The 26,936-nt window shown below is 59.5% G+C and carries 22 protein-coding genes; 10 read left to right on the top strand and 12 right to left on the bottom strand.

What is annotated here, in order from left to right; all coding sequences use genetic code 11:
• Positions 1 to 28: 28 nt before the first annotated feature.
• Complete coding sequence (locus tag C7H09_RS00965) at positions 29 to 3,055, bottom strand: efflux RND transporter permease subunit (protein WP_106760796.1); 3,027 nt, start codon at positions 3,053 to 3,055, stop codon at positions 29 to 31.
• A complete protein-coding gene (locus C7H09_RS00970) occupies positions 3,055 to 4,134 on the bottom strand; it encodes an efflux RND transporter periplasmic adaptor subunit (protein ID WP_106760797.1) in 1,080 nt (359 codons plus the stop codon). Before C7H09_RS00970 ends, C7H09_RS00965 begins: the two co-directional genes overlap by 1 nt.
• Positions 4,135 to 4,297: 163 nt before the next feature.
• On the opposite strand from C7H09_RS00970, the gene C7H09_RS00975 reads away from it, so the two are divergent.
• A complete protein-coding gene (locus C7H09_RS00975; protein ID WP_106760798.1) occupies positions 4,298 to 4,945 on the top strand; it encodes a TetR/AcrR family transcriptional regulator in 648 nt (215 codons plus the stop codon).
• On the opposite strand, the gene astB is transcribed toward C7H09_RS00975, so the two are convergent.
• From astB to C7H09_RS01005, 6 genes are all read right to left on the bottom strand, one after another.
• Positions 4,942 to 6,282 carry an N-succinylarginine dihydrolase gene (gene astB / locus C7H09_RS00980; protein ID WP_106760799.1) on the bottom strand — a complete coding sequence of 447 codons (1,341 nt, stop codon included), beginning with the start codon at positions 6,280 to 6,282 and terminating at the stop codon, positions 4,942 to 4,944. The genes C7H09_RS00975 and astB overlap by 4 nt on opposite strands.
• A 14-nt stretch (positions 6,283 to 6,296) precedes the next feature.
• Complete coding sequence (astD, locus tag C7H09_RS00985; RefSeq protein ID WP_106760800.1) at positions 6,297 to 7,772, bottom strand: succinylglutamate-semialdehyde dehydrogenase; 1,476 nt, start codon at positions 7,770 to 7,772, stop codon at positions 6,297 to 6,299.
• Between the two features lie 57 nt (positions 7,773 to 7,829).
• A complete protein-coding gene (gene astA / locus C7H09_RS00990) occupies positions 7,830 to 8,963 on the bottom strand; it encodes an arginine N-succinyltransferase (protein WP_106760801.1) in 1,134 nt (377 codons plus the stop codon).
• A gap of 46 nt (positions 8,964 to 9,009) precedes the next feature.
• Entirely contained in the window at positions 9,010 to 10,026 is a 1,017-nt protein-coding gene (locus C7H09_RS00995; RefSeq protein WP_106760802.1) for an arginine N-succinyltransferase, read from the bottom strand.
• A 164-nt stretch (positions 10,027 to 10,190) separates the two neighbouring features.
• Complete coding sequence (locus C7H09_RS01000) at positions 10,191 to 11,405, bottom strand: aspartate aminotransferase family protein (protein WP_106760803.1); 1,215 nt, start codon at positions 11,403 to 11,405, stop codon at positions 10,191 to 10,193.
• Positions 11,406 to 11,461: 56 nt separating this feature from the next.
• Complete coding sequence (locus tag C7H09_RS01005; RefSeq protein ID WP_106760804.1) at positions 11,462 to 12,913, bottom strand: exonuclease domain-containing protein; 1,452 nt, start codon at positions 12,911 to 12,913, stop codon at positions 11,462 to 11,464.
• A gap of 168 nt (positions 12,914 to 13,081) precedes the next feature.
• Here C7H09_RS01005 and C7H09_RS01010 point away from each other — a divergent pair, with 168 nt between their 5' ends.
• Entirely contained in the window at positions 13,082 to 14,155 is a 1,074-nt protein-coding gene (locus C7H09_RS01010) for a DcaP family trimeric outer membrane transporter (RefSeq protein WP_106760805.1), read from the top strand.
• 451 nt (positions 14,156 to 14,606) lie between these two features.
• On the opposite strand, the gene C7H09_RS01015 is transcribed toward C7H09_RS01010, so the two are convergent.
• Genes C7H09_RS01015 through C7H09_RS01030 form a run of 4 tightly spaced genes read right to left on the bottom strand, consistent with a single transcriptional unit; the run spans position 14,607 to position 18,979 of the window.
• Positions 14,607 to 15,788: an acyl-CoA dehydrogenase gene (locus C7H09_RS01015; protein WP_106760806.1), complete on the bottom strand. Its 1,182-nt coding sequence runs from the start codon at positions 15,786 to 15,788 to the stop codon at positions 14,607 to 14,609.
• 42 nt (positions 15,789 to 15,830) lie between these two features.
• On the bottom strand, positions 15,831 to 16,973 hold the full coding sequence (locus tag C7H09_RS01020) for an acyl-CoA dehydrogenase family protein (protein WP_106760807.1): 1,143 nt from the start codon (positions 16,971 to 16,973) through the stop codon (positions 15,831 to 15,833).
• A gap of 9 nt (positions 16,974 to 16,982) precedes the next feature.
• Positions 16,983 to 18,179 carry an acyl-CoA dehydrogenase family protein gene (locus C7H09_RS01025; RefSeq protein ID WP_106760808.1) on the bottom strand — a complete coding sequence of 399 codons (1,197 nt, stop codon included), beginning with the start codon at positions 18,177 to 18,179 and terminating at the stop codon, positions 16,983 to 16,985.
• A gap of 23 nt (positions 18,180 to 18,202) precedes the next feature.
• Positions 18,203 to 18,979, bottom strand: a complete 777-nt coding sequence (locus tag C7H09_RS01030; protein ID WP_106760809.1) for an enoyl-CoA hydratase-related protein — start codon at positions 18,977 to 18,979, stop codon at positions 18,203 to 18,205.
• Positions 18,980 to 19,185: 206 nt separating this feature from the next.
• On the opposite strand from C7H09_RS01030, the gene C7H09_RS01035 reads away from it, so the two are divergent.
• From C7H09_RS01035 to C7H09_RS01070, 8 genes are all read left to right on the top strand, one after another.
• Positions 19,186 to 20,850: an AMP-binding protein gene (locus tag C7H09_RS01035; RefSeq protein WP_106760817.1), complete on the top strand. Its 1,665-nt coding sequence runs from the start codon at positions 19,186 to 19,188 to the stop codon at positions 20,848 to 20,850.
• A 30-nt stretch (positions 20,851 to 20,880) separates the two neighbouring features.
• Positions 20,881 to 21,648 (top strand): SDR family NAD(P)-dependent oxidoreductase, encoded by a 768-nt coding sequence (locus C7H09_RS01040; protein WP_106760810.1) that lies wholly within the window; start codon positions 20,881 to 20,883, stop codon positions 21,646 to 21,648.
• A gap of 32 nt (positions 21,649 to 21,680) precedes the next feature.
• Positions 21,681 to 22,463 carry a 2-ketocyclohexanecarboxyl-CoA hydrolase gene (gene badI / locus C7H09_RS01045; protein ID WP_106760811.1) on the top strand — a complete coding sequence of 261 codons (783 nt, stop codon included), beginning with the start codon at positions 21,681 to 21,683 and terminating at the stop codon, positions 22,461 to 22,463.
• 55 nt (positions 22,464 to 22,518) lie between these two features.
• Positions 22,519 to 23,658, top strand: coding sequence for a cyclohexanecarboxyl-CoA dehydrogenase (gene aliB, locus C7H09_RS01050; protein ID WP_106760812.1), 1,140 nt, complete (start codon positions 22,519 to 22,521; stop codon positions 23,656 to 23,658).
• A 103-nt stretch (positions 23,659 to 23,761) separates the two neighbouring features.
• On the top strand, positions 23,762 to 24,565 hold the full coding sequence (locus C7H09_RS01055) for an ABC transporter ATP-binding protein (protein ID WP_106760818.1): 804 nt from the start codon (positions 23,762 to 23,764) through the stop codon (positions 24,563 to 24,565).
• Complete coding sequence (locus tag C7H09_RS01060) at positions 24,562 to 25,284, top strand: ABC transporter ATP-binding protein (protein ID WP_106760813.1); 723 nt, start codon at positions 24,562 to 24,564, stop codon at positions 25,282 to 25,284. Before C7H09_RS01055 ends, C7H09_RS01060 begins: the two co-directional genes overlap by 4 nt.
• A 51-nt stretch (positions 25,285 to 25,335) precedes the next feature.
• Positions 25,336 to 26,544 carry an ABC transporter substrate-binding protein gene (locus tag C7H09_RS01065; RefSeq protein ID WP_106760814.1) on the top strand — a complete coding sequence of 403 codons (1,209 nt, stop codon included), beginning with the start codon at positions 25,336 to 25,338 and terminating at the stop codon, positions 26,542 to 26,544.
• A gap of 111 nt (positions 26,545 to 26,655) precedes the next feature.
• On the top strand, positions 26,656 to 26,936 hold a 281-nt coding region (locus tag C7H09_RS01070; protein WP_420844155.1), incomplete at its 3' end, for an ABC transporter permease subunit.

The following is a 26,936-nucleotide window of genomic DNA, read 5'->3' on the forward strand; positions in this document are numbered from 1 at the left end:
GGCCGAACCACCACTCACTCCTGAGACCTCAGGCCGGGGCGTTTTCCGGTTCAGCCACCGGCACCCGGATCAGTTTGGTGCATACCGCAGGGATCACCAGCAGGGTCAACACGGTAGAGGCCAGCAAACCGCTGATGATCGCCCAGGCCATGGGCGGCCAGAGCGTGGAGCTGGAGAATGCCAGCGGCAGCAGGCCCGCCACGGTGGTGGCGGTGGTGAGCAGTATCGGGCGGGTTCTGCGCTCAACGGCGGTGCGTACTGCCTCGGCAATGGTTTTGCCTGTCTCCAGCTCCCGGTCCATCACATCCAGCAAGACGATGGCGTTGTTGACCACGATGCCCACCAGCGCAATAACCCCCAACAACGATTGAAAACCAAACGGGGAGCCCGACAGCACCAACCCCGGAAAGATGCCTACCGTGGCGAGAGGCACGGTCAGCAGGATAATGCCTACCCGCCGGAAGGAGTTGAACTGCAACAGCAGGAAGAACAGCAGCAGAAGTATGCCGATAGGTGCGGCAGTCAGCAGCGCGCTGTTGGCCCTGTCGGAACCCTCAGCATCACCGCCCAGTTCAAGCCGGGTGCCCTCGGGCAGCGGTTGCTGCTCCAATTGCCGATTCATGCCATCCAGTGCCTGGCTGAAACTGTAGCCGGTTGCCAGGTTGGCGGTAACGGTGTTCACACGCACACCGTTGCGCAGGTAACGGGCGGCTGGCTCCCAGGTGGTTTCAACGGTGGCGACCGCCGCCAGCGGGATGGCGTCACCCTTCTGGTTGTAGGTGTTTACGGACAGCAGGCGCGACAAAGACAAAGACGTACCTTCACGGGAACGCAGCACCATGGGAATCGGGTCTTTCTCCTGCCGGTATTGCTCGGCGACTGCGCCATAACTCTGGCCATAGAGGCTCTGAGCCACGTCGGCCCGGGTCAGACCGTAACGGGCGGCTGTGGCATCGTCCACGTTAATGGCAAGGCTGGGCACGCCGATATCCAGATCGTGTCGCACGTCGACGGTACCCTGGGTGGCGCGCAGGGTGGCATAGACCTGCTCGGTGGCTCTGGCCCGGGTTGCATCATCAGGGTGGTAAACCCGCACTTCCACCGGCGCCGCCCGGGGCGGGCCCTGGCCAAGTATGCCCACGGAAATATCCAACTCGGGCATGGTGGTGTTCGCTTCCTGGCGAATCCACTGCACCAACCCGGTGGTGTCTTCCAGCGTCGGCGTACGGATCACCAGCCTGGCCCGGTTCGGGGCCTGGGGCGATCGCCGAAGGTTGTAATAAAACGAGGGCCCGGTGAAGCCGACAAAACGGTGGATTTCCAGGGTCTCTGGCTGGCTGCGGATCATTTCTTCAAGCCGGGCCGTAGCCTCGGCGGTACGGGCCTGGTCGGTTCCCTCGGGCAGGTAGATTTCCACGATCACCCGCGGCCGGTCGGCGTTGGGGAAAAACTGTTTGGCCAGGAAAGGCGTCATGCCCAGGCTGAGCGCTACCAGCAGCACCCCCAGGGTAATCAGGCGGCCGGGATAGCGGTACACCAGATTGCCGAGAAAACGGGCGAGACCGATCAGCCGGTCGCCCTGGCGATTACCACGTACTTTCAGGAAACGAGCCGCCAGCAGGGGCACGGCAGAGATGGCCAGCAGATAGCTGACCGACAGGGTCAGCATGATCATCACCGGCACGCCCCGGGTAAAGTCGGCGGTGCCGCCTTTGGCCATCAGCAAGGGGGCAAAGGCGGCCAGGGTGGTACCTGTAGACGCACCAAGGGGCCCGGCGAGCTCACCCACGGCAGCACGCAGGGCATCGAGCCGCCGCATGCCGTCATCCAGATGGCCCTGGATGTTTTCGACGATCACGATGGCGTTGTCGATCAGAATACCCAGGGAAATAACCATGCCGATCACCGCAATCTGGTGCAGCACACCACCGCCCAGGTCGTACAGACCGACGCTGATCAACGCCACCATGGGCAGGATGGACGCCACCAGCAGGCCCATGCGAATGCCCATGCCGGTAAACACCACCGCCACGATAATCAGCACCGACAGCACTAGGCTCCAGGCCAGATCGTCCAGCCGGTCGGCTACCTTGTCCGGCTGGAAGAACATCTCTCGAATCTCGTAAGGTTCGAAATCACTCCGGATCTGATCCAGCCGTTCCCGAATCCGCTCACCAAAGCGAATGGCATCGGTGCTGTCTTCTTCCATGATAATGGACAACAACACCACCCGCTCACCGTCAAACCAGGTTTCCGGCTGCCGGGGCTCTGCTGGCCCTCGCCATACCTCCGCGGCTGCCGCCAGGGGCACCTGGGAGCCATCCGGCAACTCGATCGGTGTGGCCCGGATGGCGTCGATATCGGTAAACTCGGTGTTGGGCAGTACCGACAGCCTGCGGCCCTCCACCACCACAAAGCCCCCCGGAATGGTCTGGTTTCGGCGAGCCAGAGTGTCCAGAATGCGTTTGGGTGATATGCCCAGCCGGAACAACGCGGCGTCGTCCAGCGCCAGGGTAATCTGTTCGCTGGCGTCGCCTTCCAACTCGATTCGCGACATGCCGGGAATATCCGAAAGGTTCTGCTTGAGCCGCTCGGCAACGTCACTCAACTCGGTCACCGAGGCTGACCCACCCACGGCCAGCACCACCGCGGGAATATCGATCAATCGGTCGTCCAGCTCCATCAGGCCAACGTCATCAGGGAAATCCCGACGGGCCCGTTCCATGGCCTGGCGCACCCGATCCCAGGCGGAATCGGTATCGTAGATATGATCCTGCAGCTTCAGGCGCGCCAGCGCCACTCCGGTGCGGGCGGTGCCCTGGCTCCAGTCGAGTTCTTCTACCTGGCGCAGTTCGTCGGTCAGTGGGCGCAATACCAGCCGCTCCACCGCCTCGGCACTGGCGCCCGGGTAACTCACACTGATCATGCCAGCCCGGTAAGGAAAGGTAGGGTCTTCCTGCCGTGGCATGGTGCTGTAGGCAGCGATGCCCAGCAGGCAGAGCATGGTCACCACCATGCCCAGCAAGCGCTGGTAATTCAGCAGGCGGCGGGTCATCAGCGCACTTCCACGGTGTCGCCGTCCACCAGCCGGGTCATACCCGCATAGACCACGTGATCGCCCGGGCTCAGCGCTCCGGGATGTACCATCACCCGCTCACCAATCACCCTGTCCACTTCTACCGGTACCCGGTGGGCCGTGTTGTCTTCTACCCGAAACACACTGGTTCCGGTGCTGTCCCGAACCACCGCCAGCAACGGAACGGTAATGGCCGACTTACGCACCGGGGCAATACCTACCTCCACCGGCTCACCGGAGGCCAGGGAGTTGGGTGGCAGGCTGACCAGTACCGGGTGCAATTCCCCCCTGATGGCACTGCCCTGGGCAATCTCCACCACGGTGCCGGTGGCTGGCGTACGGTTACGATCCTGCACCCGCCAGACCGGCAATTCCTGCCCCACTCGCACGTGCGTCAGCAGGTGCGCGGGCAAGCGTACTTCCACCTCACGGCCCAGCGGGGATGACAGACGAACCACCGGCTGGCCTGCGGCAACGAATTCATCCCGTTCGACCAACAGCGCTTCCACCTGACCGGCAAACGGTGCCTTCAGCAAACTTTCTTCCAGCAGGCGGCTGGCCTCAGCCAGAGAAGCCTCGGCTGTTGCCATACTGGCTCTCAACGAATCCCGACGGGCCGCGATTTGCTCCAGGGTCTGCTCGGACACCACGCCCCGGGTATGCAAGCGACGGGAGCGCTCCCACTCCCGCTGCGCCTGTTCATACTGGGTTTTCAGCTCCTGCAGCCGGGCTGCGGCGGAATCCCGAGCTGGCTCAAGAGCCGGGTTATAGAGGTGCGCCAGTACATCACCCGGTTGTACGGTCTGCCCCAGCTCCACAGGCCGCTCCTTTAGGGTGCCGCTGACCTGAAAAGTCAATGTCGCGCGCTGGGCCGCCCGGACGATGCCGGAAAAACGCAAAGGGATTTCCTGTAGCTCACCGCCGGTAACGCTCGCCAAACGAACCGAAACCGGCGCGGACTCCGGCGCATCAGCCTGGCTGTCACCACAACCAGACAGAGAAATGGCAGCCAGTGCGATACCAGCAATAACAGACAGATTCAGCGACAGTCGAGACATGGCATTCCTGATCCTTTCCATGAAACATTGAATGGCTCCCTCCACTCCCTGGAAGGCTTTACCTTGATTCCGACATAATGTCATTCTTTGACAAGTTGTCAATAATAAGTTCTTATCCCATTTCGGTTATCATGAAGCCATGCAGACGAACGCCGGGATGACTATGAATGAACCCCTGAAATCACGACGAGAGCGGGAAAAGCAGGCCCGCTACGACGCCATACTGGATGCGGCAGAACAGGTTTTCCCGGAAAAAGGCTACGACCGGACATCCATGGACGACATTGCCAGAACCGCCAGCCTGAGCCGGGCCCTGCTGTATGTGTACTTCAAGGACAAAGCCGCCATCCAGCGAGGCATCATGTTGCGGGCCGGCCAGGATCTGGTGCACCGATTTGAAGCCGCCGCCCGGGACGCGGGCAACGGGCTGGAGAAAATCCGCGCCATGGGAGAAGCCTACTATCGCTTCTATCTGGAGGCGCCGGACTACTTCACACTGCTGACCAAAGCATCCACAGCCATCGCCGATGCCGACGAACAGCAGGCGCGGGATATGCTCTGCTCGAAAAACGAATTGATGGTGTTGATGGAAGCGGCACTGAAACAGGGGCTGGATGACGGCAGCCTGAACCGGCACCAGATCAGCTCAGCGGAGGAAACCGCCTTGTATCTGCGCGGCGCCCTGCATGGGGTGATCATGCTGTGTCAGGCGGAATCCAGCCAGAATCCGGCGTTTCCGTCTGACACCCTGATTCGCCACACCATGGAGATGCTCACCCGATCCATATCCACCCGCGCTCCCGCTGGTTAACGCTGAAAATCGTAGATACTGCCCAGGCCGAGAATACCGGTCAGTTCATCCAGCGCTTTGCGCACTTCTTCCAGCAGCATGGGATCGGCCAGATCCGCCTGACTCAGCTGGTCACGATAGTGGGCATTTACCCAGGTGACCAGCCGCTCATAGAGGGCGTCATCCAGAATCACGCCGCGATTGATGGCGGCCAGTTCCTGCTCATTCAGCACCACCCGTAAACGCAGGCAAGCCGGGCCACCCCCGTTTCTCATGGATTGTTTGACATCAAACATATCCACCGCAGTAATCGGGCCGCCGCTTGCTAGCAATTCATCCAGATACTGGCTGACACTGGCAATTTCCCGGCACTCACCGGGTACTGCCAGCATCATGCCCTCGGCGGTCTCCAGTAACTGGCTGTTGAACAGGTAGGAGGCCACAGCATCGGCCAATGGCACCTGTGCTGAGGTAACCCGCACCGGCTGCAATTCTGCCCCGGTCAGGCGGGCGCGGATATCCGCCAGCACCTGGGCCTCATCAAGAAATGCCTGCTCGTGGTAAAACAGGCAATGACCATTACCAACCGCAATCACGTCGTTGTGGAACACACCGGCGTCGATCGCTGCGGGATTCTGCTGGGCAAACACCCGGTGGCTGTCGGCCAGGCCATGCAAACGGGCAATAGCCCGGGAAGCTTCCAGTGTCTGCCGGGCTGGAAACTTACGGGGCGCAGGGCCGGACTCGTTAAATACTTCCTGACCGTAAACAAACAACTCCACCCCGGGCGCGCCATAATCACTGCACAGCCGGGTATGGTTGGCCGCGCCTTCATCGCCAAACTGGCTCACCGACGGCAGCGCCGGGTGATGGGCGAAATAGCTCTCATCAGAGAAAATGGCCTTCAGCGCCCGCCCGGTCACCGGATGTTCGATAGAGCGGTGAAACTTGGCGCTGAGATTGGCGGGGGTAAAGTGCACCCGGTGGTCGGCGGTATCGGCACTTGGCGACACCGTTGCCGCGTTGGCCGTCCACATGGCGGAGGCCGATGACACCGCCGCCAGCACGGAAGGTTCACTCCGGGCCACAGCCTCCAGCATCTGCTGATCACTACCTTCAAACCCCAGGGCCCGAAGCGTGGGCATGTGGGGACGTTCGTGGGGGGGCAAAACTCCTTGGACATACCCCAGATCGGCCAGCCGTTTCATTTTCGCCAGCCCTTGCAGCGCCGCTTCCCGGGGATTGGCGATCAGGTTGACGTTACTCTTCGACGCCACATTGCCCCAGGACAGGCCCGCGTAGTTGTGAGTGGGCCCCACCAGACCATCAAAGTTTGCCTCTACTGCCTTCGATGCCATAACTGCGGTTCCTGTCAGTCGAAATTCAGCCCGGGGGCCAGGGTGTCGGGTAACTCACTCCGGGGCGCTTCAAGCGAGGCCATGGGCCAGGCGCAATAATCCGCGGCGTAATAGGCACTGGGGCGGTGGTTGCCACTGGCGCCAACGCCACCAAACGGCGCGGCGCTACTGGCACCGGTCAACGGCCGGTTCCAGTTCACGATACCGGCACGCACCTCGTCCACCAACCGGTTATACAGTTTTCGGTCGTCGGTCAGAATGCCCGCCGACAAGCCATAACGGGTGTTGTTGGCCAACTCCAGCGCCTCGTCAAAGCTGCGGTAGCGATACACGGTCAGCAGGGGCCCGAAATACTCCAGGTCGTCCAGTTCCAAGCCGGTGGCATCGATAATACCTGGTGATAACAGGCCCGTGCCGGATTTCACCTGAGTCATTTCCAGCAGGGGTTTGGCCCCCTTGGCAATCATGTCTGCTTGGGCCTGCAAGAGCTTTTCTGCCGCCTCCGGGGAAATGACCGAGCCCATGAAGGGTTGGGGCTCGGCATCAAATTCTGCCACCGTCAGCCTGGCCGCCACCTGCACCAGTCGAGCAAGAAACTCATCGCCCTTTTTGCCCTTGGGCAACAGCAGGCGCCGGGCGCAAGTGCAACGCTGCCCTGCGGATAGAAAAGCCGACTGCAGGGCGTGGTGCACGGCGCCGTCAACGTCCGATACATTCTGCACAATCAGCGGGTTGTTACCGCCCATTTCCAGCGCCAGAATTTTCTCAGGCTGGCCGCCGAACTGTTCGTGGAGTCGATGGCCAACGTTAGAACTGCCAGTAAAGAACAGGCCATCAATCAGCCGGTGCCGGGCCAGACATTTGCCGGTGTCAGAGCCACCTTGCACCAGGTTCAGCACGCCATCCGGCAGCCCGGCTTTCTCCCACAGCCGCACGGTCATTTCCGCCACACCGGGGGTGAGCTCGCTGGGCTTGAACACCACGGTATTACCCGCCAGCAAGGCGGGCACTATGTGGCCATTGGGCAAGTGGCCCGGGAAATTGTAAGGGCCAAACACCGCCACCACACCGTGGGGTCGATGGCGCAGCACCGCCTGGCCGCCAGCAGCGTCGGACTCTGTGTGGCCGGTGCGCTCATGGTAGGCCTTGATGGAGATGGCAATCTTGCCGATCATGGCCGCAACTTCAGTGCGCGACTCCCACAGGGGTTTACCGGTTTCCAGTCCAATCTGATGAGCCAGTCGCTCTTTGTTGGCTTCCAGTTGTGCGCCAAAGGCCTCAATCACCGCCTGGCGCTCGGCCAGGCTCTTTTTGCGCCAGGCCGGGAAGACCAGGCGAGCCTCGCGCACAGCGGCGTCCACATCCTCCAGCCCCGCTGCGTTGCCGTCCCAGAGCACCTCGCCGGTTACCGGCTGAAACGACTCCAGCAGCGGCCCGTGGCCCTGCATCCAGAGCCCGCCAATAAACAGGTTCCCTGACAGATTCGCCATTGCTTGCTACCTCCTGGTTCGCAAAAAACGTTCAGGCAGTGTGCCTTGATTATCTGGTTAACGCTGCCCCTGCCGATTACGATAGCTGTGGCCACGGGGCGACGATTTGTCGCCAGCAGCCCCCTGCCCTCTGGCGCCGTGCATGGCCGACAGACCGCCGTCTTTGAGGGGCGCCAGCCGCACCGGATCGCCGGATTCAATCAACAGCGCTTCGGCCACTTCCCGGGAAATGCTCACCGTGTCCGGCCCAATGCAATCCACCGGCACGGTGGTTACCCGGAAATCCCGGAACGAGCGATTGGAGATCATCACTCGCTGCTCCGGCGCCACGCTGGTATTGATTGGTTTGTTAACCACCATAGCGTATCGGCTGAGAGATTCACGCACGGTGCGGATATTGTGAGCGAAAGCTTCCACCACCGGCCCACCGTCGAAGATATCCACCAGCCCGTTAAAGTTGAAGCCTTCGGCCTGCAGCATGCTCAGCGCGGGCCGGGTGTTGTCGTGTACCCGACCGATCACGGCCCGGGCTGCATCGGGTAACATGGGCAGGTAAATCGGATACTTCGGCATCAGTTCGGCAATGAAGGCCTTGTTACCCAGGCCCGATAAACGATCGGCCTGGCTGAAGTCCATGTCGAAAAACTTGCTGCCCAAAGCGTCCCACAAAGGGCTATGGCCCTGTTCATCAGACACTCCCCGCATCTCCGCAAACACTTTCTCCGAGAAGTGTTTGCGGAAATCGTCCAGATACATGAACCGGCAACGGGACAACAGCAGGCCATTGCCACCGCCTTTGTAGTCGTTGGCCAAGAGCAAGGAGCAAATTTCGGTGGTGTCGGTCATGTCGTTGGACAGGTGCAGGGTGGGCGTGCGCACGTGCACGCCCAGTTCTTTGGAGGCATTAACCGTCACGCTCAGGCGATAATTGTAGAACACCTCTTGCAGCCCCACCCGGGCCTCGATGCCGCTGATGCCCACGGCCTTATTAAGCTCGGTATCTTCCAGGGCAAACAGATACAGCCCCGCCTCGGGCGCACAGCGCTGGCTAAAGGACTCCTCGGCCCGACGGATTTTTGCCTGCAGCAGTTCCCGGTCGGCGGGCAGCGTGGTCAGGCCTTTGCCTGCGGCGGCGGCCATGGCATAAAGATCGTCCAGATCGGTTTCCCGGAGCGGTCGAATTACCAGCATGCCGAGCCCTCCTGTGTCGGCCCTGTTACCGGTGTCTGACTAAGATTCATAGCGGCGAAATCCTTACCTGGTCTCCGGCAGTTTTCTCCAGCCCGTGCCAGGTGTTCACCGGTACCTTCACATCGCCGGAGAGGGTCTCGGAAACCGGGGCCAACAGGCAGCGGAACTGATCGCCCTCACCCGCCGCAATAAGGCACTGGTCACCCTGGTCATGATGGCTGCCGTGCAGGGTTTTCAGCTGGCAGGTGACCAGCGTTTTCAGGCTGTCGGTGCGGACCTCCAGCACTGGCCCGCCGTCAAATATGTCGAGAAAACAGCCCGGGTGGAAACCTTCCTGCCGCAGCAGTTGCTGGCTGGGCTCGGCCAGAGGGTGCCCTTGCCCCATGGCCTGCTGTGCTTCGTCACTCAGCAGGGTGACATATATCGGGTTGGGCGGCATGAGTTCGGCAATAAAGGTTTTGCTGAGCTGGCCGGAGTACTGGTCGGCGGATTCGAAATCCATGTTAAAAAAGTGCCGTCCGAGGCTGTCCCAGAAGGGCACGCGGCCATCTGGGTGCTGGATGCCTTGTATCTCAACCACGGTATGGCTGCTGAACCAGTCTCGGTGGCTGGCGATGAACAGGATGCGGGCGCGGGCGAGCAGTTCGAAGGCAGACGTTTTGCGCAGTTCGTCTTTGATGGTGAAGGATCGCAGCAGGCTGAGGTCGGTCAGGGCGTGGCTGGGGTAGAGTACTTCTACGCGCCGGGAGACGCTGAGTTCGTGGGAGGCGTGGATCAGGTAGTCGCGACGGTAGTTGTAGAAGGGCTGGCCGTTTCCGGCCCGGCTGTCGATGCCGGCGGTGCCGCCGATTTCGCCGGTGTCGGTGTTTTCTAGGACGAACAGGAAGCGCCTGGGTTTGCGGTTGTTATGGGTCGGGCTCAGGGAGGCCTGGGTTTGTTCGATTGCGCGGGTCAGGTTTTCTTCGGTTTTGGGCAGGGTGGATGAAAGTCTGGCGGCCTGGGCGCCGACGATGCGCAATATTGGTTTCAGGTCGTCCAGTTTGGCGGGTCTGACTCGCCACATGGCACTAACTCCCCAGGGTTAAGGGCCACAAAGTTGAGCCCGCCCATGCGGCAGGCAGCTTGTTCCGGAAACCGCTACAAGCACATCCATGTGCGCTTCTCTCCGGCCATCCTTGGCCTCCGAAATTTCCGGAACAAGCTGCCTGCCACACGGGCTACGTTGGTTTATGCCGTCAACTTCTTCACTGCTGCCTCAAATCTTTCCAGTGCGTCTTCAATGTCCGTTTCCGGAATGATCAATGACGGCGCCAAACGAACTACGTCGGCACCGGCCACCAGCACCATCACACCTTCATCCAGGCCAGCATTCAGGAAGTCTTTGGCTTTGCCCTTCCATTGTTCGGTCAGGACACACCCCAAGAGTAGACCAGCTCCCCGCACTTCGGAAAACACGCCGTAGCGTTCGCCGATGTCCATCATGCCTTTGCGTAACTTGTCGGAGCGGGCTTTCACGCCTTTGAGTATTTCCGGCTGGCTGACGGTGTCGATGACTTTTTGTGCCACGGCACAGGCCAGGGCGTTGCCGCCGTAGGTGCTGCCGTGGGTGCCGACGCCGAGGCTGGCCGCGATTTTCGCGGTGGTCAGCATGGCCGATACCGGGAAGCCGCCGCCCAGGCCTTTGGCGCTGGTAAGGATGTCGGGGACGACGCCGTACATTTCGTAGGCGTAGAGGTGGCCGGTGCGGCCGACGCCACTTTGTACTTCATCGAAGACCAGCAGGGCGTCGTTTTCATCGCACAGCTGGCGCAAGCCCTGCAGGAATTCAAGGTCTGCGGGCATCACTCCACCTTCACCCTGAATGGGTTCGACGACGATGGCGCAGGTTTTTTCTTTCGAGACCAGGGCTTTTACCGAATCCAGGTCGTTAAAGGCGGCGTGATGGATGCCGCCCGGAGCGGGTTCGAAGCCTTCCAGATATTTAGGCTGGCCACCCACGCTAACGGTGAACAGGGTGCGCCCGTGGAAGGAGTTTTTGAAGGAGATGATTTCGTGCTTTTCCGGGCCGAAATGCTCCCAGGCATAGCGCCGTACCAGTTTGAAGGCGGCTTCGTTGGCTTCGCCGCCGGAGTTGGCAAAGAACACCCGTTCGGCGAAGGTCAGGTCGCACAGGGTTTTGGCCAGGCGCAGGGCGGGCTCGTTGGTCATGACGTTGGACAGGTGCCAGATTTTTTCGGACTGTTCCTGCAAGGCGCCCAGCAAGCCGGGGTGTGCGTGACCAAGTGCGGTTACGGCGATTCCACCCTGGAGATCCACGAACTCTCGCCCTTCCTGATCCCACACGCGGGAGCCCTCGCCTCGCACCGGGATGATGGCTCCGGGGGCGTAGTTGGGCACCATAACTTCGTCAAAAAGTTCGCGGGAGACAGGCTCTCTGTTCATGGAATTCTCTCTATATCTGGCTATGGGTGAATGAACACTTTCCCATAATACGCCACTCACGGCATAAGAACAGCCGGTTGCTTTATCTGTGGCAATTCGACGATCCGGCGGTGGTTTTTGTCTTTGCCCAACAGGGCTTTGACCAGCAGCTTGTATGAATCCAGGTCAAAAGTAACTGCCTCAGTGCCCGGGCAGTAGGCCTCCAGTTCCTCTTCGCTACTCAGGGTGTCTATGTGTATCCAGTTCCACACAATCAGGCAATCGGTACGGCCGGTTTGCGGGCAATTCTCTACCAGGGCGATCGGGCCGGGCCAGGGCCAGGTTTTCAGGCGCAGGCCATGGAAGGCAATCTGCATTCGCAGGTTGAAGCGGGTAACGTCTTCCTGTTGCTCACAGGCCCCCTGGCAGCGGCCGAGCGTGCGCTGGAAGCAGGGCCCGGGGGCCAGCGCTTCCAGCCCCAGGTGTTTGCCGCAAAGGTCGTTTTTGCCGGCGATGCCACGCAATGCTTTCTCGGCATCGCGCTTGCTTCGGAACAGTCCAAAATAGTCGCCAAGCCGCTCGGGCAACAGTTGGCGCGTTAGCCCCGCCTGCAGATAGCCCGATTCGTTTTCCCGAAGCGCAATGGTCACCAGCCGTTTGGCGGCGCGGGAACGGCGGTTGTACAGCGGGCTCAAGGTTTTGATCTGCTGCAGCTCCAGCAACAGGGCGCCGAGTTCACCGGCGGTTTCGGTGTATTCCACCCGTCGCAGGCTTTCCGAGAGGCGCACGCCCCGGCTGCTCTGGTGATCGCCAGAGAAATGCGACGCCACGCGCTGGCGAATGTTGGTGCTTTTCCCCACGTACAGCAATGTGTCGTTCTCGCCGTAAAAACGATAAACACCGGCCCGTTCAGGTAAGTCGTCTAGCATATCCACCGGCATATGGGAGGGGGTGCTTGGGCGCTGTAACAGTCGACTGACCGCACGGTTAACCTCCGCCTCACCATGCTCCGCCAGCACATGTTCAAAGAACGCCAGCATAGCCGCCACATCGCCCATGGCCCGGTGGCGCTGAACAGCGGGCAATCCGTGGCGGGCAATCAGGGCATCCATATTATGGCGTTTTTCCTCCGGGTTCAGTGCCCGTGACAGCCGCACGGTGCAAAGCACACGGGCGCTGAAGTCGGCACCCAGTCGCCGAAACTCACTCTTGAGAAAGCCGTAATCGAAGCGGGCGTTGTGAGCGACGAAAATGCAGCCATCCAATTGCTCGCGCAGCTGCCCCGCGATCTCGGCAAAGCGCGGCGCCTCTGCCACCATGGCGTTAGAGATACCCGTCAGGCTCTCGATAAAGCCGGAAATCCGCACTTCGGGATTGACCAAGGTTTGCCATTCGCCGACCACCTCGCCACCGCGCCAGAATCGGATACCAATTTCGGTAATCCGATCATGCTGCGCGTTACCCCCCGTGGTTTCGAGGTCGAGGAAGGCAAAGGTTTCTTCGGCGATTAAATCATGTTTGCTCGTCATTGATTCTCATTACGTAGCATCTGGCCGATGGATCGCAAAACGTCCGCCCGAAGAGCCATAGACGTTCGTCTAACGAATATGAAACTTAGTTTGAATTGTTACCAATTTATAACTACTTTGAGCGTGGGTCCAACAACAATAAACGCGAAACGTGTGGAGACAACAACAATGCAAAGCAACAAATTGAGAGTAGCTATTCGCGCAACAGCAGCGACGGCGGTACTGGGCTTGGCGAGTCAGGCTCACGCTTTTTCCTTCTCTGCTGGAGATATAGACGCGAGTGTGTATGGCTATGCTCGGCTGAATATGAGCTATGACATTGATGAAAACCTTGCGAATGGTGTGCAGGCAGGGAACCCGAACAGCATCACCGGAAGCGATATCGGCGGGCACTTTGGCGCTTCAGCCAACCAGAGCCGTGTTGGTATCCGGGCCACCAACCCCGACGGTGTCATGGTAAACGTTGAAGGCGATTTCGCCCCAGGCACCTTCCGTATCCGTCATGCTTATGGCTCTTATAAGGGTGTTCTGGCGGGTCAGACCTGGTCAAACTACAACAGTTTTGTCGGCTCAACACCCACGCTGGATTTCAACGGCGTTGTCGGTAACGCGGGCTATCAGTCACGGACAGCGCAACTCCGCTACACCACGGGAGCAATGTCCTTCTCGGTAGAAGACCCGAAGTCCAGTGTCCCCAACCAACGCGACAGCACCCCAACCTTCACGGCCCGTATGGAAAACAGTGGCGACAGCCTCTCTTACTCCGTAGCGGCACTGGTCAAACAAAACGCCTATGACACTGGAGCAAACGACGATTCAACCGTAGCATTCGGCGTTTTTGGTGCGGCCAAGTTTGCCATCTCTGACATGATCAGCCTCCAGGGTGCGATCAACTATGTGGATGGCGCAACAAACTACCTCTACCTCTCTGGCGGTTCCGACGCGTACCTGCAAGGCTCCAGCCTTGAGAACAACTCCGGTATGGGCGGCACTCTGGGCACCTCCATCAAACTCGGTGGTGGCAGCAGCATCAACGTTGCTTACGGCATGACGACTCTGGATGATGAGGGGCTGGCTGCAGGGGATACAGAAACAAACCAGAACCTGTTTGTTAACTATATGTGGACTCCCGTCAAGAACGTCATGATGGGCGTTGAATATGGGCTGTTTGACACCGAGAAGGTTGGTGGTGCCAGCGAAGACGCAAGCCGCGTTATGTTCGCTGCCCAGTACAACTTCTAAGCCTTCTTGCGTTAACTCAGAATTTACCCCGGCTTCGGCCGGGGTTTTTCGTTCCAGGATGGTGCGCCGGCACCATTCCTGCTCAGCTCACACCTTCCAGTCTCAAAGCCAATTACTCCTTATTTAACGCTTTCATAGACTTACCTTCTGCCAACAGATTTGGCACGGCCAATGCAAAAGCCTGGATACGCTGGCGACAGCGAACTCGCATTCCCATCGCAACGACGTGAGGTAACGCCATGAAACTCGCCAAAGACCAAAACCTGTTGTTCGAACTGACCCAACCGGCGGAAGCCTGGGCCATGCAGGATCTGCACGATTATTTCGACTGGATGTTCTTTGCCAACTGACGCGTTTTCAGTCTGACTGTTGTTTCAGTCAGACTGAACTCCGGCCATAAAAAACGGGCTGTCCCCATACCGGGACAGCCCGTTCAGATTCATCCCAGCCCTCAGAAGAAGGCCTGGATTCCGGTCTGTGCCCGCCCCAGAATCAGAGCATGGACATCGTGGGTGCCTTCATAGGTATTCACCACTTCCAGATTCACCAGGTGGCGGGCCACTCCAAATTCGTCGCTGATACCATTACCACCGAGCATGTCCCGGGCGAGCCTGGCCACATCCAGGGCCTTGCCGCAGGAGTTGCGCTTCATGATGGACGTAATCTCCACGGCAGCGGTGCCTTCGTCTTTCATCCGCCCCAGGCGCAGGCAGCCCTGCAGGGCCAGGGTGATATCGGTCTGCATGTCCGCCAGCTTTTTCTGGATCAGCTGATTGGCTGCCAGGGGCCGGCCAAACTGTTGGCGGTCCAGCACGTATTGTCGAGCGGTGTGCCAGCAATCCTCGGCCGCACCCAGGGCGCCCCAGGAAATACCGTAGCGGGCGGAATTCAGACAGGTGAACGGGCCTTTCAGACCACGCACGCCCGGAAAGGCATTTTCCTCTGGCACAAACACCCCATCCATCACGATTTCGCCGGTGATGGATGCCCGCAGGCCTACCTTGCCATGAATCGCAGGAGCACTCAGGCCCTCCCAGCCCTTTTCCAGCACAAAACCGCGGATGGCACCGTCGTCGTCCTTGGCCCACACCACAAACACGTCGGCAATGGGGCTGTTAGTGATCCACATCTTGCTTCCGGTCAGGCGATAACCGCCTTCCACCTTGCGGGCGCGAGTAATCATCGACCCTGGATCAGAGCCATGATTGGGCTCTGTTAAGCCGAAGCAGCCAATCCACTCGCCAGAGGCCAGCTTGGGCAGGTATTTCTGGCGGGTTTCTTCGTTGCCGAATTCGTAGATGGGCACCATCACCAGAGAGGACTGCACGCTCATCATGGAGCGATAGCCGGAATCCACCCGTTCCACTTCCCGGGCAATCAGGCCATAGCAAACGTAGTTGAGGCCGCTGCCACCGTACTGTTCGGGAATGGTGCATCCCAACAGGCCGGTCTCCCCCATTTCCCGGAAGATCTCCGGATCCGTCTGTTCATTGCGAAACGCGTCCAGCACCCGAGGCCGCAACTTGCTCTCGGCAAACTGGCGGGCGCTGTCCCGCACCATGCGCTCTTCCTCGGTCAGTTGCTGGTCCAGCAACAGGGGATCTTCCCAGTTGAAACTTGCTTTGTTAGCCATGTTGGTTTTCTCCGTTGTCAGTCTTGTTGTGAGGGCGGGGCGTCAGGCCACCTGCCGGGGAAGATCCAGCAGTGCCGAATACTGTGCGAGGTGGAAGTCATCATCACCGAACTGATGGGCCAGCATCACCAGCCGTTTGGCATGGTGTGCCAGGGAGTATTCCCAGGTCATGCCAATACCACCGTGCAGTTGAATGGCCTGCTCCGCAATAAACTGGGAGGCGCGGGCAACCACAAACTTGGCCGCCGAGAGTTGCCGGCTGCGTTCATCAGATACCGGATCATCCGCCACGCAAGCCGCGAGGATAACCATGGACCGGGCCAGCTCCAGTTCACCACGCATATCCGCCATACGGTGCTGGAGCGACTGGAACCGACCAATCGGTGCCCCGAACTGCTGCCGGGTTTTCAGGTAGTCGAGCGTCAGCCGGAAAGCCTCTTCCATGTTGCCCAGAGCCTCTGCACACTGGGCAGCACCCGCACGCCCCCGCTGGTAAATCAGCGCAGGAGCGGCTTTGCCGGGCGCACCCAACAGGTCATCACACTCTACATACACCCCGTTCAGGGCCAGATCGCAGGCCCTGGGGCCATCGATGCAGGGGTAGCTCTGTGAGGTAACCCCATCCGCTTCCGGATCAATCAGGAAAACGCTGACGCCGTCGGTATCCTGTATTTTTGCACTGACCAGTATGAACTTTGCCGAATCACCACCGATAACAACCCGTTTGGAGCCTTCCAACCTCCAGCCCCGGTCACAGGGAATGGCCATACAGGCAATCGACTCCGGGTCGTAATGGCTGCCAGGCTCTTCATCCGCCACCGCCAGCCGCCACTCCCCCGCCGCAACCTTGGGCAGGAGGCTCCGGCGCTGCTCGGAAGAACCCAACTGCTCCACCAGGCCGGCCGCGTAGATCTGGGAATGCAGGAAGGGCTCAAGGCAGAGCCCGCGCCCCAATTCCGTCATCACCAGCATGTTCTCCACCCCGGAACCTCCGAAGCCCTCGTAGTCGGCGCCGACCGGCACCGACGTTATCCCCAGTTCCGACAGTTGTTGCCAAAACTCCGGGCTGAAGCCATCAGAACTCCGGTAATAGCCCTCGCGCTTTTCAAAGCTGTACTGGTCGCGGACCATGCGCTGCACCGTATCGGCCAGCATTTGCTGCTCTTCGTTGAGATTGAAATCCATGGTCCCCTCCTAGAGTTCCAGAACCATCTTGGCGATGATGTTTTTCTGAATTTCATTGGAGCCGCCGTAAATCGACAGCTTGCGCATGTTGAAGTACTGACTGGCCGGTGCCGCACTGTAATCCTGGTACAGCGGGTCACCGTCAAAGTCCGGCTCCAGCTCATGCTCCAGGAATGGCAGAGCATTGGGCCCGAGCGCCTTGCGCATCAGATTGGTAATGGCCTGGCGAATTTCGGAACCCTGAATTTTCAGCAGCGAGCTTTCCGCACCCGGCACGCCACCATCACGGGTAGCCGCGAGGATGCGCAACGTACTCATTTCCACTGCCATCAGGCGCATTTCCACTTCCGCAATGCGGGCCCGGAACATAGGGTCCTCAATCAGGGGCCGACCACGAACCGTCTCGGCCATCGCGATCCGCTTGAGCTGCTCCAGGGCGGCCTTGGACAGACCAATGCCCGCCTGGCCGGTGCGCTCGTGGGTTAGCAGGTATTTCGCGCAAGTCCAGCCGCGGTTTTCCTCTCCCACCAGGTTTTCAACCGGCACCCGGACATTGTCGAAGAAAACTTCGTTCACTTCGTGCTCGCCATCCAGAGTAATGATCGGCCGCACGGTAATGCCCGGGGTGTCCATATCGATCAGTAAAAAGGAGATACCTTCCTGCTTTTTGGCGCCAGGATCGGTGCGTACCAGGCAGAAGATGCGGTTGGCATGCTGGCCCAGGGTGGTCCAGGTTTTCTGGCCGTTGACCACGTAATGGTCACCATCCCGATGAGCCCGGGTTTTCAGGCTCGCCAGGTCTGAGCCGGCACCCGGTTCAGAATAGCCCTGGCACCACCAGTCTTCGCCGGAAAGGATACGCGGCAGGTAATAGTCCTTCTGGGCGGGCGTACCGAACCTGATGATCACCGGAGCCACCATGTTGACGCCAAAGGAGACAATTCTCGGAGCACCGGCGGCGGCACACTCTTCATCAAAAATATGCTTTTGCACCACCGACCAGCCAGTGCCGCCATGCTCAACCGGCCAGTTGACGGCGTACCATCCCTGCTGGCTCAGTATTTTCTGCCAGCGCTGATGATCGGACTTCGCCAGCCGGCGACCAAGGCGGACTTTCCGGGCCAGATCGTCGGGCAGGTTGCTCCTGAGAAAGGCCTGTACCTCTTGCCGGAACGCCTGTTCTTCCGGAGTAAAATGAATGTTCATAACGGCTCCTCGGCTTGCTTCCGTTAACGGTGGGTCCAGTCTGGCTGGCGCTTTTCCAGGAATGCGCCCATGCCTTCATCTCGGTCAGCGGAGGCAAAACTGGCCCAGAGCAACCTGCGCTCATAGTCCACGCCCGCTTTCAGACCAGTTTCAAAGGCCTGGTTAACCGCGTCTTTGTTTAGCATGGTCGCCATCAACGAATGGCCAGCAATCTCGGCCGCCACGGCCAGGGCCTGATCCACCAGCGTCTCTGAGGGAACCACCCGGCTTACCAGACCACTTCGTTCTGCTTCTTCAGCATCCATGGTGCGCCCGGTCAGGCAGAGATCCATGGTCTTTGCCTTGCCGATGGCCTTTGCCAGGCGCTGGGTGCCTCCGGCTCCGGGCAAGGTTCCCACCTTGACTTCAGGTTGACCGAAACGGGCATTGTCAGCTGCAATGATCATGTCGCACATCATCGCCAACTCACAGCCACCACCCAGCGCCAGGCCAGCTACCGCCGCAATCACCGGTTTCCGACAACGGGTCACCGCTTCCCAGTTCGCCGATACAAAGCCTTCTCTATAAGCCCGGGAAAAATCCAGTTGGCGAACCTCCGAGATGTCGGCACCGGCTGCAAACGCCTTGTCACTTCCCGTCAGTACGATAGCGCGGATTTCGTTATCGGCCTCCAGCATGACCAGCGCATGAGACAGCTCATCCATCAAGTCGCCGTTCAGTGCGTTATACACCTCCGGCCGATGTAACCGGATCATGGCCACTGACCGGCGCCTTTCAAGCAATATATTGTTGTAATTCATAATTCTCCCCACTTCAGGAATCGCCCGCCTAACCACAAAGCCAACGCAAGCAATCTTCAACGTCTTTTTCCGAGACTACACCCGAATATTTTTTAAGGCAACATGTTGACATATTATTTTGAGCAGGCGTATCTTGCATACAACCGGGGCAGGCTTTTCACACTGCGCCCCTTACAACAACAAACCGGACGCAATAGGTGAATCAGATGGAGACAGGTATCTCTCTTAATCCGGAACGTCGTGCTGCCATGCTGGAAAGCGGCGCCTGGAACGACAAGATCATTACTGATTATCTCGACGAGGCGGTGGCCAGAACCCCTGATCGCAGCGCCATCGTGGGCTACCAGGTCACTGAAGATTCACGCACCACACTGACCTACCGACAACTGAACGACACCGTGACACGCATGGCGGCAGGGCTTGCCGCCCTGGGTATCCAGAAGGGTGACGTGGTGGCGTGCCAGCTGCCCAACTGGTGGCAAACCACCGCCCTGCACCTCGCCTGTATGCGCATTGGCGCCATCCTCAACCCGTTGATGCCGATTTTCCGGGAACGGGAACTGCGCTTCATGCTCAACCATGGCGAGGCCAAACTGCTGGTTATCCCGAAGGTATTTCGTAACTTTGATTACGAAGCCATGGTCGAGGGCCTTCTGGCGGAACTGCCAAAACTGGAGACCCTGCTGGTGATCGGCGGTGAAGGGGAACGCAGTTTTGAACAACGCCTGCTGGCCACGGACTGGGAAAATCAACAGGACACCGACGCACTGTTTGCTGCGGCCAAGCCCGGTGCGGATGACGTTATCCAGATTCTCTACACCTCCGGCACCACGGGTGAACCCAAAGGGGTGATGCACACCTCCAACACGTTGTTCTCCAACGTACGCCCCTACGCCGACCGACTGCACCTGAGTTCTGACGACAGCATTCTGATGGCATCGCCCGTGGCACATCAGACCGGTTTCCTGTACGGCATCATGATGCCCGTCTATCTGGGCACAACTGCCATCCTTCAGGACATCTGGGATGCGGATTTCGTGTGCAAGGTCATTGCTACCGAGGAACCCGCATTCACCATGGCCTCGACACCGTTCCTGGCCGACCTGGTAAAGACCGCACCTAAACACGAGGGCGAACTGGATTCGCTCCGTATTTTCGTATCCGCCGGTGCGCCGATTCCGAGCGCCATCGTCGAGCAGGCCAGCAAAACCCTGAAAGCCAAAATCGTATCCGCCTGGGGTATGACCGAGAACGGCGCTGTCACGGTGACCCGCCCGGAAGACCCAGCCGAACGAGCCAGCCAGTCCGATGGCATGGCCCTGCCATTTATTGAGGTGAAAGTTACTGACTTCAAAGGCAACCCCGTGGCTGCCGGCGAGGAGGGCAACCTGATGATGCGCGGTGCCAGCCTGTTTGTTGGCTATCTCAAGCGCCCCGAATTGTACGGCGTGGATGAAGATGGCTGGTTCAGCACCGGTGACCTCGCCCGCATGGACGAGCAGGGCTACATCCGCATCACTGGGCGCACCAAGGATGTGGTGATCCGTGGCGGTGAAAACATACCCGTCGTTGAAGTCGAGAACCTGCTCTACAAGTTCCCTGGCATTGCCGATGTGGCCCTGGTCGGCTGCCCGGATGAGCGCCTGGGGGAGCGGGTCTGCGCCTACGTCACGCTGGATGAGAACCGCACAGACCTCAGCCTGGACGACGTCAAGAACTACCTCATGGAACAGAAGCTCTCCAAGAGCTATCTGCCGGAATACCTGCAGGTGATCGAAGCCATGCCCCGCACCGCATCCGGCAAGATCCAGAAATTCAAACTGCGCGAGCAAGCCAAAGACATTCGTGTTGAGCCCGCCAAACGCAGCTAACCCATTTGAAACACAAGACAGGAGATCAACATGAGAGGCCTTAACGGAAAAACAGTCATTGTGACCGGCGGTGGTGGTGGTATCGGCCGCGCCGTCTGCCTGCGCTTTGCCGAAGAAGGCAGCCCGGTTGCGGTCCTCGATCGTGACGCCGGCGCTGCCCAGGCCACCGTTGACCTGATCACTGAAAACGGCGGCAAAGCCAAAGCCTACGCGGCAGACATCACCAATTACGCCGCCATCAATGACACGGTTGCCGCTATTGAGAGCGAGTTGGGCGTACCGACCGTGCTGGTAAACAACGCTGGTTTCGACCGCTTCATGCCATTCCTGAAAACTGAACCCAAGCTTTGGGATCAGCTGATTGCCGTTAACCTGACCGGCGCCCTGAACATGCACCACGTGGTGCTGCCGAGGATGATCGCAGCCGGCGGCGGCAAGGTCATCAACGTAGCCTCAGACGCGGCTCGCGTTGGCTCTTCCGGTGAATCTGTCTATGCCGCCTGCAAAGCTGGCCTGGTGGGATTCAGCAAGACCGTTGCGCGGGAACTGGCCACCAAGAACGTGTGCCTGAACGTGGTCTGCCCCGGCCCCACCGATACCGCACTGCTCAAGGGCGTGGCAGAAACCGCCCCGAACCCGGAAAAACTGCTGGAAGCCTTCCGCAATGCCGTGCCTATGAAACGCCTGGCCCAGCCGGAAGACTACCCCGGCATCATCGCCCTGCTTGCCAGTGACGACGCCAACTTCATCACCGGCCAGGTAATCAGCGTGTCCGGCGGCCTGACCATGGCCGGCTAAGCGAACCACGACAGCATTCAGGAGAACGCATCATGAATTACGAAGACATTCTGTACGAAGAGAACAACGGCGTAGCCACCATCACCATCAACCGTCCGGACCGCTATAACGCCTTCCGGGGCCAGACCTGCATGGAGCTGCTGGACGCCTTCAACCGTGCCGGCTGGAACAAGGACATCGGAGTGATTGTGTTCACCGGCGCCGGCGACAAAGCTTTCTGCACCGGCGGTGACCAGGGCGCCCACGAGGGTCAGTACGACGGCCGCGGGCTGATCGGCCTGCCGGTCGAGGAACTGCAACGAACCATCCGCGAAGTCCCCAAACCCGTCATTGCCCGGGTGAACGGCTTCGCAATCGGTGGCGGCCACGTGTTGCACGTGATCTGTGATCTGAGCATTGCCTCCGAGACGGCCATCTTCGGCCAGGTCGGCCCCAAGGTAGGTTCGGTGGACCCAGGCTTTGGCACCGCCTATCTGGCCCGTGTTGTTGGCGAGAAACGCGCCCGGGAAATCTGGTACCTGTGCCGCAAGTACAGTGCTCAACAGGCGTTGGAGTGGGGCCTCGTAAATGCCGTGGTGCCACCCGAACAGCTGGATGAGGAAGTGCAGAAGTGGTGCGAGGAAATCCTCGAGAAGAGCCCGACGGCACTGACCATCGCCAAGCGCTCCTTCAACGCGGACAGCGACAACATCGGTGGCATTGGCGCCCTCGGTATGCAGGCACTGAGCCTGTACTACGACACCGAGGAGTCCAAGGAAGGCGTGAATGCCTTCAAGGAAAAGCGCAAGCCGGAATTCCGCAAATACTACAAATAAGCCCTGAGCCCGGCCGCAACTCTCGGCCGGGCGGCAACCAGACCCGGAGAACACCATGAATTTCGCATTCAATGAAGAACAGAACGCGATCCGCGAGGTTGTGGCCCGTTTCAGCGCCGAGGTGCTGGCTCCGGGCTATCGCAAGCGCGATCAGGAAGGGGTAATCGAGCGCGACGTGATCCGCCAGCTTGGTGAGATGGGCCTGCTCGGTGGTGAACTGCCCGAAGAATTCGGCGGTAGCGGCATGGACTGCGTAACCAGCGGCCTGATCATTGAGGAGATCGCCAAAGGCGACTTCAACGTAGGCTACATCCCGCTGTTGACGTCCCTGAATGGCCAGATCATTGCCAGCCATGCCAATCCGGATCTTGCCAAAGAATGGCTGCACGGCATGACCACCGGCCAGAAGGTTGCCTGCATTGCCCTGACCGAGCCCCATGGTGGCTCCGATGCCGCCAACCTGCGCCTGAAAGCCGAGAAGAAAGGCGACGTCTACGTGCTCAATGGCGAGAAAACGTCCATCTCCATGGCTGACCAGGCGGATGTGGCCGTGGTATTCGCCCGCACCGGCACCGTTGAACAACGGGCCTCAGGCATCAGCGCCTTTCTGGTGCCCATGAACACCCCAGGCATCACCACCACCCGCTTTGAAGATAACGGCCAGCGCGCTATCGGCCGCGGCTCCATCTTCTTTGACAACGTGGAAGTGCCCGCCAATCACATGATGGGAGACGAAGGCAAAGGCTTCAAACAGGTGATGCAAGGCTTTGATTACAGCCGTGCCCTGATTGGCCTCCAGTGCCTGGCGGTAGCCCAGCAATCCCTGGATGAAACCTGGCAGTGGCTAACCGAGCGTACCGCCTTTGGCCAGAACCTTTCCGCCTTCCAGGGCCTGACTCACCCCCTTGCCGAGTATCAGACCTATGTGCATGCCGCACGCATGCAGTGCTACCACGCCTTGTGGCTGAAGGACAACAACCTACCCCACAACGCGGAGGCCGCCATGAATAAATGGTGGGGGCCAAAGCTGGCGTTTGATGTGGTGAAACAGTGTCTGCTGGCCCATGGCCATACCGGCTGGGGCGAAGATCTGCCCTTTGCCCAGCGACTGCGCGACGTGCTTGGGCTGCAGATTGGCGACGGCACCGCTCAGATCATGAAGAACATCATCGCAAGGGAATACCTGCCCAGGTAAGCGAATCAATCAGTCCTTGGGCTTTTCACCCATCTTCTCCGGTAACGGGAAGATGGGGCTTTTTCCATCTTGCCAGATTTAAACAATGACAAAAGGCGGCATGATGACCAGACCAGTTCTTGAAGCACGCAATCTGACCAAAGAGTTCAGCGGCTTTACTGCCGTAGATGACGCAGACCTGCTGATCGGTGAAGGCAGCATTCACGCCCTGATTGGCCCCAACGGTGCCGGCAAGACCACCGTATTCAACCTGTTGACGAAATTTCTTCAGCCTACCCGCGGCCAGATCCTCTTTCGCGGGGAAGACATCACCCCCCTGAAATCCGCCGCCATTGCCCGTAAAGGCATTGTTCGCTCCTTCCAGATCTCTGCCGTGTTTCCCCACATGACCGCGCTGGAAAACATTCGCGTGGCCCTGCAAACCGCAGAGGGCTCCTCCTACAGCTTCTGGAAATCCGGCAACTCCCTGCACAAGCTCAACGAGCGCTGTATGGAGCTGCTGGAGTCTGTTGGCCTGGCCGAGTTCGCCAATACCACCACGGTAGAGCTTGCGTATGGCCGAAAACGGGCGCTGGAGCTGGCCACCACCCTGGCCATGGAACCCCAGCTGTTGCTGCTGGACGAACCCACCCAGGGCATGGGCTCGGAAGACGTTGACCGCGTAGTGGAACTGGTGCGCAAGGCCGCCCAGGGTCGCACGGTACTGATGGTGGAGCACAACCTGAGCGTGGTCAGCAAACTGTGCGACCGCATCACCGTGCTGGCCCAGGGTGCAGTATTGACTGAGGGCGATTACCAGACGGTCTCCGCCGACCCGCGGGTGCGCGAGGTGTATATGGGCAGTGATGGCAGCGGCGAGCGGGGGGCACAGGCCGCCGCCAGCGAAAACGTGGAGGCGGCCCAATGAGCAAGAATCCGAATCGTGAATACGAACAGCTGCGCATCTCCGGCCTGCACGCATTCTATGGCGAATCTCACATTCTGCACGGCATCGACATGGTGGTTCAGCGGGGCGAACTGGTCACACTGCTCGGCCGAAATGGCGCCGGGCGCAGCACCACGCTGAAAGCCATCATGAACATGGTGGGCCGGCGCACCGGCTCCATCATGATCAACGGCGAAGAAACCATGCAGTGCGCGCCTCATCATATTGCCAGGTTGGGTGTCGGGTATTGCCCCGAGCATCGGGGCATTTTTTCCTCCCTCAGCGTGCAGGAAAACCTCACCCTGCCGCCCGTGGTGCGCAGCGGTGGCATGAGCCTGGAAGAAATCTACACCATGTTCCCCAACCTCTATGAACGCCGCTTCAGCCAGGGCACCAAGCTCTCTGGTGGCGAACAACAGATGCTGGCCATGGCCCGCATTCTGCGCACCGGCGCCAACATGCTGTTGCTGGATGAAATCACCGAAGGCCTGGCCCCGGTGATCGTGGAGAAACTGGGGGAAGTCCTGATAGCCCTGAAGAACAAGGGTTTGACCATTGTTCTGGTGGAGCAGAATTTCCACTTTGCCGCGCCGTTGGCCGACCGACATTACGTGGTGGAGCACGGCCAGATTGTGGAAGAAATCAGCGCCAACGAACTGAGTGCCAAACAGTCGGTGCTGGACAGCTATCTCGGGGTCTGACTCCCGAATCAACAACCTCAACCAACGCAAGACAGTATTGGAGAAACAACAATGACAATCATGAAAACACTTCTTGCCTCTGCCGTTGCCTCAGCCCTGATGGCCAGTGGTGCCCAGGCGGCCATCTCGGATAACACGGTGAAAATCGGTTACCTGGCCGACATGTCTGGCACTTACCGGGATCTGGCTGGCCCGAACGGGCTGAAAGCCATGGAGATGGCAGTCGCGGATTTCGGCGGACGAGTCAACGGGGCAAAGATTGAAATCGTCAGCGCGGATGATCGCAACAGCGCCGATGTAGCCTCAAGTACGGTACGCCGCTGGCTGGAGAACGATGGCGTGGACATGGTGGGCGGCCTGGTCGCGTCTTCGGTGACTCTGGCGGCAGTACGCCTGCTGGAGCAGAACGATAAACTCGGGTTGGTATCCGGTGCCGCTGCAGCGAGTATTTCAAACGAAAGCTGCACACCCAATCACATTCACTACGTGTACGACACCTATGCCTTCTCCGTAGGCACCCCGACCGCCATGGTCAAGGAAGGTAACAAACGCTGGTTCATTCTGACTGCGGACTATGCGTTTGGTCATGCCCTGGAGGCCGACGTGACCCGCGTGGTCGAGGCCAACGGAGGAAAAGTGGTGGGCAGCATTCGCCACCCCTTCCCAACGTCTGACTTTTCCTCCTTCATCCTGCAGGCCCAGTCTTCCGGTGCCGACGTTATCGCGCTGGCGAATGCGGGCTCCGATACCACCAACGCCATCACCACCGCGGCGGAATTTGGTGTGACCCAGGCAGGCCAGGCCATTGCCGGCCTGGTGGTGTTCCTGAGCGACATTCATGCCCTGGGCCCGGAAGTCGCACAGGGGCTGGAGCTCACCACCGGTTGGTACTGGGACATGAATGACGAAACCCGCGAATGGTCCGATCGCTTCATGGAGGAAACCGGCGTTCGACCCACGATGATTCATGCCGGGGTCTACTCCAGCACCATGCAATACCTCAAAGCAGTTGAAGCTACCGGCTCTGACGATGCCCAGACCGTACGGCAGCAAATGATCAAAACACCGATCAACGACATGTTTGCCAGCAACGGCTACATCCGTGAAGACGGCCGCATGGTACATGACATGTACCTGACTCGGGTAAAGACGCCAGAGGAATCCGCCAATGAGTGGGATCTGTATGAAATCGTTCGCACTATTCCGGGAGACGAAGCCTTCCGCCCGCTCTCCGAGAGCAAGTGCAAGCTGGTGAACTAAGCAACGGGGAATGACCCGGTGCCCGGTCTCTAAGCGCGACCGGCGCCGGGTACCCGCCCGGACGAACACCCCAACAAAAACAACGTCTGCGCTGCTTGTGGAGTTAGCAACATGACCATGATTTTCGGCGTCCCCCTTGCTGTGCTGTCTGGCCAGCTGCTGATCGGGATTATCAACGGCGCCTTCTACGCTCTGTTAAGCCTTGGCCTCGCGGTTATCTTCGGTCTGCTGAAGATCATCAACTTCGCCCATGGCGCCATGTACATGCTCGGTGCCCTGGTCACCGTGGTTCTGTTTGACCTGCTGGGCGTCAATTACTGGGTCGCGCTCTTCGTCGCTCCCGTACTGGTTGGCGCTTTCGGTATGCTCATCGAATACTTCCTGCTCCGGCG

This window comes from Marinobacter fuscus (assembly GCF_003007675.1).
In the GTDB taxonomy this organism is placed as follows: Bacteria; Pseudomonadota; Gammaproteobacteria; order Pseudomonadales; family Oleiphilaceae; genus Marinobacter; species Marinobacter fuscus.